The sequence below is a fragment of the Aquamicrobium sp. genome (assembly GCF_023954335.1).
Classification (GTDB): Bacteria; Pseudomonadota; Alphaproteobacteria; order Rhizobiales; family Rhizobiaceae; genus Aerobium.
In genome coordinates this window covers 129,209-142,590 of record NZ_JAMLIE010000001.1, presented here as the reverse complement: position 1 = coordinate 142,590, position 13,382 = coordinate 129,209, and the positions used below count along the sequence as shown (strand labels likewise).

Below are 13,382 nucleotides of genomic sequence, written 5' to 3'. Positions count from 1 at the left end.
GGTCGCTTCAGCGCGCCATGGCGTGGTATTCGCCGTTCGGTCGCATGTCGACGGCCGCGGCCATGCGGTTCGACATGTTGTAGAACGAGGCGGCCGCCGAGATGTCCCAGATGTCGCGGTCGGAGAAGCCGGCGTCGCGCAGCGCCTGCCGGTCCCGGTCCTCGATCCGGTCGGGCCGCTCGGTCAGCTTGACGGCGAAATCGAGCATCGCCTTGTGCCGGAGCGACAGAGGCGCGGCGCGGTAGTTCATCACCAGCTGCTCGCCCAGCGCCGGGTTGCCCGAAAGCTGGCGCACCGCCGCGCCGTGGGCGGTGAGGCAGTAATAGCATTTGTTCACCGACGAGACCGCGACCGCGATCATCTCGCGCTCCAGCTTGGAAAGGCCGGAATCGCCCAGCATCAGGTCATTGTACATGTCGGAGAAGGCGCGCAGCTTCTTCTCGTCGAAGGCGTAGGCGAGAAGCACGTTCGGCACCATGCCGAGCTTCTCCACGCACTTGTCGAAATAGGCCTTCGTGTCGTCCGACAGATTGTCGGAGGGCTTCAGATCCAGCGCCGTGATCCGGTCTTCCATGGCATTATCTCCCTGTCATTGTTTGTTGGCACAGTGCGCGCGGGCGCTCGCCAAACGCCTTTTGTCTGGTACGATAAAGGCAAATAACGACGGACGGGACAGGAATCGCCATGCCAGGGGCAAGAAAAGCCGCGAAAGCCGAAAAACACGCGCCGAAGGCGGCGAAGCTCGAGGAACTTTTGCGGTTGCGCGCTCCGGCCGAGGACGTCGCCGCCTATGACGAGGCGGTGTTCTCGCATGCGGCGGGGCTGGCCGAGGCCGCGCTGTCGCGGCACCGGCGCGGCGAGAGCGTGATCGCCATCGAGAACGACCCGGCGCTGCGGCACGGCGGCCGCCAGGTCAGCGCCATCACCATCGTCAACGATAACATGCCGTTCCTGTTCGATTCGCTCCTGGGCGAGATCGCCGACAGCGCCGGCGAGCCGCTGCTGGTGCTGCATCCGGTAGTGCTCGTCTCGCGCGGAAAAGGCGGCGCGGCCGCGTTCGCCGGCGAGGCGCTGCCCGGCAAGGCCGACCCGGCCGCTGCCGAGCGCGTCAGCGTGATCCACGTCCATGTCGCGCGGCTCGGCGAGGAGGCCGCGACGGCGCTGAAGGCGCGGCTCGCCTACATCCTCGGCCAGGTCCGCGCCGCCGTGACCGACTGGAAGCCGATGCTGGCGCGCATCGACCAGGCGATCCACGATTTCCGCTATGCCTCCGTGCCGCTCGACCGGGCCGAGGTCGCCGAGGGCATCGCCTTCCTCGAATGGCTGCGCGACGACAATTTCACCTTCCTCGGCATGCGCGAGTTCAAATATGTCGGCGGCGAGAAGACCGGCGTGCTCGAAGTGTCGAAGAAGGCGGGCCTCGGCATCCTCGCCGATCCGGGCGTGCTGGTGCTGCGGCGCGGGGCGGAGGCGGTGACCACGACGCCCGAGATCCGCGCTTTCCTGCACGGGCCGGAGCCGCTGATCGTTACCAAGGCCAACGCCAAGTCGGTGGTGCATCGCCGCGCCTATCTCGATTATGTCGGGATCAAGGTGTTCGATGCCAAGGGCAAGCTCGCGGGCGAATTGCGCGTCGTGGGCCTCTTCACCTCCACCGCCTATACCAGCTCGGTGATGGACATCCCCTATCTGCGCTCGAAGGCGGGCGCGGTGATCGCGAAGTCGGGCTTCGACGCCGGCGACCATTCGGGCAAGGCGCTGATCAACGTGCTGGAATCCTACCCGCGCGACGAGCTCTTCCAGATCAGCGTGCCGACCCTGCGCAAGCATGCCGAGGCGATCCTGGCCCTGGGCGAGCGGCCTCGGGTGCGCGTCCTGTTCCGGGTGGACCAATTCGACCGCTTCGTCTCGGTCCTCGTCTTCGTGCCGCGCGACCGCTACGATTCCATCGTGCGCGAGCGCATCGGCGCCTTTCTGAAGACGGCGTTCGACGGTCGTTTGTCGGCTTACTATCCGAGCTTCCCCGAGGGCGGGCTGGCGCGCGTCCACTTCATCATCGGCCGCTCCGGCGGGCGGACGCCGAAGGTGGAGCCGGGCGCGCTGGAGGCCGGCATCCGCGCCATCGTGCGGACATGGGAGGACGCGCTCACCGAGGTTGCCGCCGATTCCGGCGCGGAAAGCGCGCTGGTCGCGCTCGCCAACCGGCTGCCGCGGAGCTATCGCAACTCCTTCGCGCCGGAAACCGCTCTCGAGGACGCGCGGCAGGTGGCGGCGCTGTCGGCCGACAATCCCATCGCCATCGACTTCTACCGCGCCGCGGGCGAGGGCGACGACCACGCGTCGCTGAAGATCTACCATCACGGCGAGCCGGTCGGCCTGTCGCGGCGGGTGCCGCTGCTGGAGAACATGGGCTTTCGCGTCATCAGCGAGCGCACGTTCGAGATCCCCGGCGAGGAGGATGCCGCGCCCGTCTTCATCCACGACATGGAGCTGGCGGGCGAGGCCGGCCGGCCCATCGACCTCGGCGACGGCGGCGCGCTACTCGAAGAGGTGTTCCTGTCGATCTGGCGCGGCGAGACCGACAACGACGCCTATGCGGCGCTGGTGCGCAGCGCCGGCTTCCACGCCCGCGAGATCCAGCTGCTGCGCGCCTATGGCCGCTATCTCCAGCAGGCCGGCATTCCGCAGAGCCAGGATTTCATCGCCGCGGCGCTGAACCGCTATCCCGATATCGCCCGCGCCCTGTTCTCGCTGTTCGAAGCCCGGTTCGACCCGGCCTTCGGCGAGGACCGCGCGGTTACGGCCAGGCATCTCAACGCCGCGATCGGCGACGCGCTGGAAGAAGTGCCGAGCCTCGACGATGACACCATCCTGCGCCGCTACCGCAACCTGATCGAATCGAGCCTGCGCACCAACTATTACGCACCGGAGACGGAAGGGCCGCGCTCGCTGGCGATCAAGCTCGATTCGCGCGCCGTCACCGGCCTGCCCGACCCGAAGCCGTGGCGCGAGATATTCGTCTACGGGCCGGAGGTCGAGGGCGTCCACCTGCGCTACGGCCCGGTGGCACGTGGCGGCCTGCGCTGGTCGGACCGGGCGCAGGACTACCGCACCGAAGTGCTCGGCCTCGTCAAGGCGCAGCAGGTCAAGAACGCGGTCATCGTGCCGGTGGGGGCCAAGGGCGGCTTCTATCCGCGGCTGCTTCCCGCCGGCGGCGGCCGCGCCGAGGTGTTCGCCGCCGGGCGCGCGGCCTATGTCAACTTCATCTCCAGCCTGCTTTCGGTCACCGACAATATCGACGGCGACGCGTTGACGACGCCGGAGGGCGTCACGCGTCACGACGGCGACGACCCCTATTTCGTCGTCGCCGCCGACAAGGGCACGGCCACCTTCTCCGACACGGCGAACGGGATCAGCCAGGGCCACGGCTTCTGGCTCGACGACGCTTTCGCTTCGGGCGGTTCGGCCGGCTACGACCACAAGAAGATGGGCATCACGGCGCGGGGGGCGTGGGAGGCGGTCAAGCGCCACTTCCGCGAGCTGAACCGCGACATCCAGAGCGAGCCGTTCACCGCCGTGGGCGTCGGCGACATGTCGGGCGACGTGTTCGGCAACGGCATGCTGCGCTCGCCCTGCACCCGGCTGATCGCCGCCTTCGACCATCGCGACATCTTCATCGATCCCGCGCCGGACGCGGCCGCGTCCTTCGAGGAGCGCAAGCGGCTGTTCGAGAACCCCCAGCTCTCCTGGCAGGACTACGACCGGGCGAAGCTGTCCGAGGGCGGGATGGTGATCTCGCGCGCGGCAAAGTCGGTGACGCTGACGCCGCAGGCGGCCGAGGCCATCGGGCTCAACAAGACCACGGCCTCGCCGGCCGAGATCATGAACACCATCCTCAAGGCGCCGGTCGACCTCCTGTGGTTCGGCGGCATCGGCACCTATGTGCGCGGCTCGAACGAGAGCAACGCCGACGCCGGCGACCGCGCCAACGACGCCATCCGCATCACCGGGTCGGAGATCCGCGCCAGGGTGGTGGGCGAGGGGGCCAATCTCGGCATGACCCAGCGCGCCCGCATCGAATACGGCCTTGCCGGCGGGCGCGGCAATTCCGACGCCATCGACAATTCGGGCGGCGTCAACTCCTCCGACCTCGAGGTCAACATCAAGATCGCGCTGGCGGCGGCGATGCGCGCGGGCCGGCTGACCCGCCCGGCGCGCAACCGGCTGCTCGCCGAGATGACCGACGAGGTGGCGGCGCTGGTGCTCGCCAACAACTACGAGCAGACGCTGGCGCTGTCGCTCGCCCGCCGGCGCGGCCTTGCCGACCTCGCCCATCAGGAGCGGTTCATGCAGGCGCTCGAAGGCCGGGGCCTGCTCGACCGCGCGGTCGAGGCGCTGCCGGGAAGCGCGGCGGTCGCCGAGCGCCAGGCGCGCGGCGAGCCGCTGACGCGGCCCGAGCTCGGCGTGCTGCTCGCCTATGCCAAGCTGACGCTGTTCGACGACATCGTCGCGGCGCCGCTGACCGACGATCCCTATTTCGAGGCCGACCTCTTTGCCTATTTCCCGGCGAAGATGGCGAAGAAATACGCCGCCGAGATCAGGGGCCATCGCCTGAGGCGCGAGATCGTCGCCACCCAGCTCGCCAACGATGCGGTCAATCGCGGCGGGCCGTCCTTCATCGCCCGCATGCAGGACCTGACGGGCCATTCGGCGGCCGAGGCGGTGGCGGCCTACGCCGTGGTGCGCGACGGGTTCGACCTGCCGGCGCTCTATGGAGAGATCGACGCGCTCGACACGCGGATCGACGGCGACATCCAGCTCGAACTCTACCAGTCGGTCGGGCGGCTGGTGCATGCGGCGACCGCGTGGCTGCTGAAGAACGACGACGGCACAGCCCCGCTCGGCCGGCGCATCGCCGCGCTGCGCGAGGCGCGAAAGGCGCTGGAAGGCCGACTGGAGCCGATGCTGTACGCCTTCGTTTCCGGCCGGCTGGAGGAGCGGACGCACGAGCTGTTCAAGGCGGGCGCGCCGGAGGCGCTGGCGCGCAAGGTCTCCTTCCTGTGGGTGACGGAATCGATCCCCGACATGATGCGCATCGCCGCAGAGACGGGCGGGGACCTCGTCAAGGCAGCGCGGGCATTCTTCGCGGTCAGCGACGCTTTCCGCGTCGCGCGCATCAACGAGGCGGCGCGCGCCATCTCCACGGCCGACTACTACGACGGGCTGGCGCTGGCGCGGGCGCTGGAAACCATCGGCGCGGCGCGGCGCGGCATCGCGGTGGCGGCACTCGCCGGCCATGGCGAGGCGGCCGATCCCGTCGCGGCATGGCTGGAGGCGGGCGGGGCGCGGGTCGCGCGCACGCGCGAGCGGCTTCAGGCGCTGACCGAGGGCGGCGAGCTCACCGTCTCGCGCCTGACGGTCGCCGCCGGGCTGATGGCCGACCTCGGCTGACGGGACGGGAATTTCACGACAGAAGGGGAGGCCGCAGGCGATGGACGACGAGAAACATGGTCCGGCTTCCCGGCCGGACCCCGATCCGGCCGCGCGGCCGGTTGCCCGGCGCGGCATCTGGGGCTGGATGCTGTTCGACTGGGCGCAGCAGCCGTTCCACACGCTCGTCATCACCTTCGTCTTCGCGCCCTATTTCGCTGCCGCCGTCGCGCCGGACGCGGCGCGCGGGCAGGAGCTGTGGGGCTACGCCACCGGCATAGGCGGGCTGCTGATCGCGCTGTCCTCGCCGGTGCTGGGCGCCATCGCCGACGCGTCCGGCCCGCGCAAGCCGTGGGTGTTCGTGTTCTCGATCATCGGCGTCATCGGCTGCTGGATGCTGTGGTACGCCACGCCCGGCATGGGCGACCTGACCTTCGTGCTGATCGCCATCGCGCTCGCCGTGTTCGGCATGGAGTTCGCCGCCGTCTTCAACAACGCGATGATGCCCGACCTCGTGCCCCGCTCCGAACTCGGCCGGCTTTCCGGCTCGGCCTGGGGCCTGGGCTATGTCGGTGGGCTGATCTCGCTGGTGCTGGTGCTCGGCTTCATGTCGGCCTCGCCGGAGAGCGGGCGCACCATGCTCGGCTTCGAGCCGATCTTCGGCCTCGACCCACTATCACGCGAAGGCGACCGCGCCTCGGGGCCGCTGACCGCGCTGTGGTACGTGATCTTCGCGCTGCCAATGTTCCTGTTCACGCCGGACATCCCGCGCAAGGCGGCGCGCGCGGGCGCGATCCGGCGCGGGCTCGACAACCTCGTCGCCACGCTGCGTCGCCTGCCGGGCGAGAAGAGCTATTTCGGCTTCCTGATGTCGTCGATGTTCTACCGCGACGCGCTCAACGCGCTCTATGCCTTCGGCGGCATCTACGCGGCGGGCGTGCTCGGCTGGTCGATCATCCAGATCGGCATTTTCGGCATCCTCGCCAACATCACCGGCGCGCTCGGCGCGTGGATCGGCGGCCGCGCCGACCAGCGCTACGGCCCCAAGGTCGTGGTGACGTGGTCGATCCTGATCCTCATCCTGTGCTGCGTGCTCGTCATCTCGATGACCCAGACGCAGGTGCTGTTCGTGACCGTGGCGGCGGAGGCCGGGGCGAGCAGCCTGCCAGACATCGTGTTCTACACGGCCGGCGCGCTGATCGGCTCGGCCGGCGGCTCGATCCAGGCCGCCTCGCGCACGCTGCTGGTCGATCAGGTCGAGCGCGACCGGGTGACGGAAGCGTTCGGGCTCTACGCGCTGTCGGGCAAGGCGACGACCTTCATCGGCCCGCTCGCCATCGCCTTCGCCACCGCCTTCTTCGCCTCGGAAGTCTTCGGCTTCACGACGCAGGAAGCACAGCGGCTCGGCGTGACGCCGATCATCGTCCTGTTCGTGATCGGGCTGGTGCTGCTGCCGCTGGTGAAGACGCGCTACTACGCGACGGAGGCGGCGGCGGGCTGAGGGTCATCGCTCGTTGCGCTCGCGCCCCTCACCGGCCCTTCGGGCCACCTCTCCCCAAAGGGGAGAGGAAACGCTGCCGCGATGTTGGAGCCTATCCAGCTTGGGTATTCCTCTCCCCTCTGGGGAGAGGTGGCGCGCGCAGCGCGTCGGTGAGGGGTCCGCGCCGCCCGCTCAGTGGCGGAAGTGGCGGGTGCCGGTGAAGACCATGGCGATGCCGTTCTCGTCGGCGGCGGCGATCACCTCGTCGTCGCGCATCGAGCCACCCGGCTGGATCACCGCCGTCGCGCCGGCCTCGACCGCGGCGAGCAGCCCGTCGGCGAAGGGGAAGAAGGCGTCGGAGGCGACGACCGAGCCCTTCGTCAGCGGCTCCGTGAGCCCGGCCGCCTCGGCGGCGTCGAGCGCCTTGCGCGCGGCGATGCGCGAGGAATCGACCCGGCTCATCTGGCCGGCGCCGATGCCGACCGTGGCGCGGTCCTTGGCATAGACGATGGCGTTCGACTTGACATGCTTGGCGACGCGGAAGGCGAAGGCGAGGTCCGCCATCTCGGCGTCCGTCGGCGCGCGCTTCGTCACCGTTTTCAGCTCGAGATCGTCGACCACGGCGTTATCCCTGCTCTGGACGAGGAGGCCGCCGGCGACCGACCTGACCGTCATGCCGGCGGCGCGCGGGTCGGGCAGGCCGCCGGTGACGAGGAGGCGCAAATTTTTCTTCGCCGCCACGATGGCCGCCGCTTCCGGCGAGGCCTCGGGCGCGATGATGACCTCGGTGAAGGTTTTGACGATCTCCTCGGCGGCTTCCGCGTCGAGCAGGCGGTTCAGCGCGACGATGCCGCCGAAGGCCGAGACCGGGTCGCAGGCCAGCGCGGCGAGGTAGGCGTCCTTCAGGTTCGCGCCTTCTGCGACGCCGCACGGGTTGGCGTGCTTGATGATGGCGACCGCCGCGGTGCGGGCGGGGTCGAACTCGGCGACCAGCTCGAAGGCGGCGTCGGTGTCGTTGACGTTGTTGTAGGAGAGCTGCTTGCCCTGGAGCTGGCGGGCGCTGGCGACGCCGGGCCTCCTGTCGCCATTGACGTAGAAGCCCGCCTTCTGGTGCGGGTTCTCGCCATAGCGCATCACCGTCTCCAGCCGGCCGCCGAAGGCGCGCCATGCGGGGTCCCCGATGGAAAGGGCGTCCGCGAACCAGCCCGAGATCGCCGCGTCGTAGGCGGCGGTGCGGGCATAGGCCTTGGCCGCCAGCTCCTGCCGGAAGCGGTAGGGCGTCGCGCCACCGTTCTCAGCCAGCGTCTCGATCAGGCGGCCGTAGTCGGCCGGGTCGGTGACGATCGCCACATAGGCGTGGTTCTTGGCCGAGGCGCGCACCATAGCCGGGCCGCCGATGTCGATGTTCTCGACCACGGAAGCATAGTCGCCGCCGGCTGCGCGCACCTCCTCGAACGGGTAGAGGTTGATGACGGCGATGTCGATGGCGCCGATATTGTGCGCCTCCATCGCCTGCACATGCTCGAAATCGTCGCGTATGGCGAGCAGGCCGCCATGGACGGACGGGTGCAGCGTCTTGACGCGGCCGTCCATGATCTCTGGAAAGCCGGTGATGTCGGAGACGTCCTTCACCGCGATGCCCTCGGCGGCGATGGCCTTCGCCGTGCCGCCGGTCGAGATCAGCTCGATGCCGGCTCCGCTGAGCGCGCGGGCGAGCTCGATCAGTCCGGTCTTGTCGGAGACGGACAGGAGCGCGCGGCGCGCCTTGACGAGATCGGGGGCGGGAATGTTCTTCGAGGCGACGGCCATGGCGCGGGGCTCCGTGCGGGATCGGCGGGGAAAAGGATCGTCGCGGCCTATCACAGCGGGGCGCGGATGCAAACGCCCTTCGAGCCGTCACAGGCGCAGGAAGCGCCAGTGGATTTCCGGGTGCTCGGAGGCGTGGTAGGCGAAGACGATCTGCCGGCTGCGGCGCGGGCCGGCGATGCCGGCGAAGAACAGCGAATCCTCGACCTGCGGCGCCAGCTCCTCGCAGGAGAACTCCCACCTCTGGTCGTCCGGGCCGGCGAGCACCAGCCCGTGGCGGCTGTTCTCGAAAAGGGTGATGTCGGGATGGAGATGGAAGCGGACGGCGGCGAGGTCGCGGCCGGGGCGCGCCACCTCGCCGCCCTTGCGGAAGATGCGGTCGACGCCTTCCAGCACCTCGCCGCCAGCCGACAGCGCCACCTCGCGCTCGTGGTAGAGGCCGAAGCGGGCGGCGTAGCCGTCATGGCGGGCGACGAAGCCCTGGATGCCGTCCGAATCGAGGCGCTGGCAGGGGACGTGGCGCGGCCCGTCGATCAGCGGCGTGCCGATCAGGTCGCCGAAGCCGTGCGAGAGCGCGAAGCGGGCCGAGGAGGTGTCGTTGAGCGTTGCGGTGGAATGGGCGGCGGTCGAGCGCGCCAGAGGCCGGAAATCCTCCGCGCCATAGGCGTCGATGCCGCAATTGACGACGAAATGGCTGCGGCCGGACGATAGCTCGAACGACAGGCAGCCGGCCTGCGCCTGATGCGACAGCTCGGCCGGCGGCGGTGGGCCGGTATCGGCGATGACGGTGACGCCGCCCATCGACAGGCGCTGGTAGCCCGAATGCGACGCGTTCAGCAGCGGTGCGCCGCCGGTGTCGTCATGGTGCAGGATGGCGGCGATGCGGTCATGGCTGGTCGCGCCCATGCCGTTGAAGCGGGCGAGCGTGCCATCCTGATGGCGAAAGAAGCGCAGGGCCGGCAGCATGCGCTCGACCGCGCCGATCAGCGCCGCGGGCGGGGGCTCGGCTTGGTTGAAATAGGTGTGGCGCAGCGGCAGGAGGTCGGCGAGCAATTCGAGCACGGCCTCGGGGTTACGCGAGACGTGGCCGCCGTCGGGCAATATCTGCCGGTCGAGCTCGACGGAAAGCTGGCGCGCCGCGTTGCGCCGCGCGGCCGGCGCGGAGGGCAGCGACAGCGCGGCGAAGGCGAGCGCGATGCGCGCGCGCAGGCGATCCTCGCCGTCGGCCATCTCCGGCGCCAGCGTGCGCAGATAGCGGATCTGGATCGCCAGCGCGCGCAGGAACGCGCGGTAGAAGGGATAGTCCGCGCCCTGGAGCACGATGCCGGAATGCTGGAGCCACGCGATGATGCGGCGCGCGGTGATCCCGGCATCCCACGCGATCCCGTCGATCCGGCGGCCGTGGAGCGCCATCCAGTCGGCGGCGAGTGCCCGGGCATTGGCGGCGGCGAGGTCGGTGCCGGCGGCGTTCATGTGGCGCAGCCAGCCGAAGCCGTGCAGCGCCGCCTTCCATTGCCGGCTCGCGGCCTCGATCTCGAAGGGCGAGGCGCCACGCGTGTCGACGAGGGAGCCGGCGAAGGGGAAGCGGCAATGATAGATCTCGTGGGCGATCTGCGGGTCGGCGAGCCTCAGGTCCGGCGGCGCGATCAGGATGCGCTCGGGCGTGCGGCCGGTGAAGCGCCAGCGATAGACCGGCCCCAGACGCAGACGCCCGCGCAGCTTTCGCCACGCAGCCGCGGCGACGAGCGCCCATAGTTCAAGCGAACCGGACCGTTCAAAGCCCAAGTCGATCTGCCTCCGAATCGCCCCCCGGCTGGCAACGGCAGGATTAACTTAGGCGAGTCAAGGCATTGTGGGAACGACGGAATGCGCCGGGGCGCATTCCCGGGAACGTCAGTCCCGCCGGCGCAGCCGTGCGGCGAAGAAGCCGTCGAGGCCGGAAAGCGCCGGCGTCGCCAGCTTCAGCCCGGCCGGCGTGGTGCGGACCCAGCCGTGCCCGGTCAGGAACGGATCGAGGAACGGGAATTCGCCCGGCCTGACCGGATCGGCAACAATCTGTGGATTGTCGGCGAGGAAGGCGGAAAGAAGCGCCTCGCCCTCGCCCCGCTCCAGCGAGCAGTTGGAGAAGACGAGCCGTCCGCCGGGCCTTAACAGCGTCGCGGCGTGGGCGAGCATGCGCGCCTGAAGGCCGGCGAGCTTTTCCACGTCCTCCACGCTTTTGGTCCACGGCACGTCGGGATGGCGCCGCACCGTGCCGGTGGAGGAGCAGGGCGCGTCGAGCAGCACCGCGTCGAACGGCGCGTCCGGCGCGAAGGCGAAGAGATCGCCCTCAACGATCTCCGCATCGAGCTTCAGCCGGTCGAGATTGGCGCGCAGGCGCTTTATCCGGTTGGGGGAGATTTCGAGCGCGGTGACGCTTGCGCCTGCCGAGGCGAGCTGGGCGGTCTTGCCGCCGGGGGCGGCGCACAGATCGGCGACGCGAAGGCCGGCGATGCCACCGAGCAGGCGCGCCGGCAGCGCGGCGGCGGCGTCCTGCACCCACCATTTGCCCTCGGCGAAGCCCGGCAGCTCGGTCAGCGGGCCGGGCAGGCGCTCGAGCCTGACGCTCCCCGTCGGCAGCACGATGCCGTCGAGGCGCTCCGCCCAGCCCGGCGCGTCGGACTTGACTGTGAGGTCGATGGCCGGCTCCAGCCGGTGGGCGGCGAGGATCTCGCCCGCCGGCGCCTCGCCATAGGCGGCCTCGAGGCTCCGCGCGAACCAGTCGGGTGCGTCGACAGTCTTCGCCAGCGCTGCCGGCAGGGCACGCTCCTTGCGCCGGGCGATCTCGCGCAGCACGCCGTTGACGAGGGCGGAAAAGCGCGCGGTGCGCGGGTCGTCCTTGGCGTGGGTGACGGCAAGGTCGACGGCGGCGCTGTCCGGCACGTCGAGGAAGAGGATCTGCGCCGCCGCGACATGGAGGATGTGCGACAGCGCATGGGCGTTGGCCGGCAGCGGCCGCTCCAGCCTTGCGCCGATCATGGCCTCGATGGTGCGGCGGAAGCGCAGCGCTGTGGTCAGGATGGCGCGCACCAGCGCCCGGTCGCGCGGCTCCAGCGCGCGGAACTGCGGGTGGCCGTGATCGTGATCGGTCAGGCCGTCGAGCGGGGTCCGGGCGTCGACGACCGCGGCGAGAAGCCGGGCCGCCGCCTTGCGCGCGGCAAGGCCGGGCGTCACGAGCCTTGCCGCGGCGGATATCGCTTTGGCTGTCACCGGCGGCCGCTTTTCGGGCCGGTGGGGCTGCGGCCCCACGGATTGCCGGTCTCGGGCTTCGGTTCGGGCTGGCGCGGCGGCTCGGCCGTCCGCTCGCCGCCTCTCTCGCCCCACGGGCCGGAGGCTTCGGGCGCGGCCGGGCGCTGCGGCCGGGCGGGCTCCTCGGGCTGCGGGCGCTGCGGCGCGCTGCGCGGGACATTGCCGCCGCCGCCGCTGCCATTGCCGCGGAACTCATGCTCGATGCGCTGCAGCGCGGCGATGCGGTTTTCCGTGTTGGGGTGGGTCGAGAACAGATTGTCCATCCGCTCGCCCGACAGCGGGTTGATGATGAAGAGATGGGCGGTGGCCGGGTTGCGCTCGGCGTCGGGATTGTGGACCGCCTGCGCGGTGCGGGCGATCTTGCCGAGCGCCGAGGCGAGCCAGAGCGGCTGGCCGCAGATCTCCGCGCCGCGCCGGTCGGCGGCGTATTCGCGGGTGCGGCTGATCGCCATCTGCACGATCATCGCGGCGAGCGGCGCGACGATGATCGCGACGAGGACGCCGATGATGCCGAGCGGATTGCCGTTGTTGTTGTCGCGGCTGCCGCCCATGAAGAAGGCGAAATTGCCGAGCATCGAGATCGCGCCGGCCAGCGTCGCGGTGATGGTCATGGTCAGCGTGTCGCGGTTCTGCACATGGGCAAGCTCATGCGCCATCACGCCCGCGACCTCCTCGTGGGAGAGGCGCTGGAGCAGGCCGGTGGTGGCGGCGACGGCTGCGTTCTGCGGGTTGCGGCCGGTGGCGAAGGCGTTGGGCTGCGGCGTGTCGATGAGATATACGCGCGGCATCGGCAGGCCGGCACGCTCCGCCAGCGCCTTGACGATGCCGAAGAATTCGGGGGCGCTGCGTTCGTCGACCTCGACGGCGCGGTGCATGCGCAGCACCATCTTGTCGCCGTTCCAGTAGGAGAACAGGTTCATGGCCGCGGCGATGGCGAAGGCGATCAGCATGCCGCTTTCGCCGCCGATCAGGTAGCCGACGCCCATGAACAGCGCCGTCATCAGCGCCAGAAGCATTGCCGTGCGGATGACGTTCATCCGGAACTCCGTTTCCCAAAATGCCGCGCCGGGTCGATCCCGCCGGCAAACGCCTATATGATGGGGAGAGATCGCCGCAAATTCAACAATTCCCGCAAGAGCGGCCTCCTGGAACGACGATGGACCACACGACCCGAATCGACACCGCCAACGAAGCGCCAGAGCCTCCGCGCCCGGCGCTTTCCCCCGCCGCCGCGCGGGCGCTCGCCGAGGCCGAGGCCCGGCGCGCCGAGGCGCTTGCCCGCGAGGCGGCGCTGCCGAAGGAGACGGGCGGGCGCGGCGGCAACGACCCGGCCCGCTACGGCGACTGGGAAGTGAAGGGCATCGCCTGCGACTTCTGA

8 protein-coding genes are annotated in these 13,382 nt (G+C 70.0%); 3 read left to right on the top strand and 5 right to left on the bottom strand.

Annotated elements, in window-relative coordinates; translation table 11 throughout:
• Positions 1-7 precede the first annotated feature (7 nt).
• Entirely contained in the window at positions 8-574 is a 567-nt protein-coding gene (locus M9945_RS00730; RefSeq protein WP_367930016.1) for a peroxidase-related enzyme, read from the bottom strand.
• A gap of 110 nt (positions 575-684) precedes the next feature.
• Between M9945_RS00730 and M9945_RS00725 the strand changes: the two genes are divergently transcribed.
• On the top strand, positions 685-5,451 hold the full coding sequence (locus tag M9945_RS00725) for an NAD-glutamate dehydrogenase (protein WP_367943020.1): 4,767 nt from the start codon (positions 685-687) through the stop codon (positions 5,449-5,451).
• A gap of 40 nt (positions 5,452-5,491) precedes the next feature.
• Complete coding sequence (locus tag M9945_RS00720; RefSeq protein WP_367943019.1) at positions 5,492-6,931, top strand: MFS transporter; 1,440 nt, start codon at positions 5,492-5,494, stop codon at positions 6,929-6,931.
• Between the two features lie 171 nt (positions 6,932-7,102).
• Here the strand turns inward: M9945_RS00720 and purH are convergent, their stop codons facing one another.
• From purH to htpX, 4 genes are all read right to left on the bottom strand, one after another.
• Positions 7,103-8,719, bottom strand: coding sequence for a bifunctional phosphoribosylaminoimidazolecarboxamide formyltransferase/IMP cyclohydrolase (purH, locus tag M9945_RS00715; protein WP_367943018.1), 1,617 nt, complete (start codon positions 8,717-8,719; stop codon positions 7,103-7,105).
• An 87-nt stretch (positions 8,720-8,806) separates the two neighbouring features.
• Positions 8,807-10,501 carry a heparinase II/III family protein gene (locus tag M9945_RS00710; RefSeq protein WP_367943017.1) on the bottom strand — a complete coding sequence of 565 codons (1,695 nt, stop codon included), beginning with the start codon at positions 10,499-10,501 and terminating at the stop codon, positions 8,807-8,809.
• Between the two features lie 108 nt (positions 10,502-10,609).
• Complete coding sequence (locus tag M9945_RS00705) at positions 10,610-11,965, bottom strand: RsmB/NOP family class I SAM-dependent RNA methyltransferase (RefSeq protein ID WP_367943016.1); 1,356 nt, start codon at positions 11,963-11,965, stop codon at positions 10,610-10,612.
• The gene (gene htpX, locus M9945_RS00700) at positions 11,962-13,041 is read right to left on the bottom strand and encodes a zinc metalloprotease HtpX (RefSeq protein ID WP_367943015.1); all 1,080 of its coding nucleotides are present in this window, start codon (positions 13,039-13,041) and stop codon (positions 11,962-11,964) included. Before htpX ends, M9945_RS00705 begins: the two co-directional genes overlap by 4 nt.
• Positions 13,042-13,160: 119 nt before the next feature.
• Between htpX and M9945_RS00695 the strand changes: the two genes are divergently transcribed.
• Positions 13,161-13,382 carry a DUF1674 domain-containing protein gene (locus tag M9945_RS00695; RefSeq protein ID WP_367930023.1) on the top strand — a complete coding sequence of 74 codons (222 nt, stop codon included), beginning with the start codon at positions 13,161-13,163 and terminating at the stop codon, positions 13,380-13,382.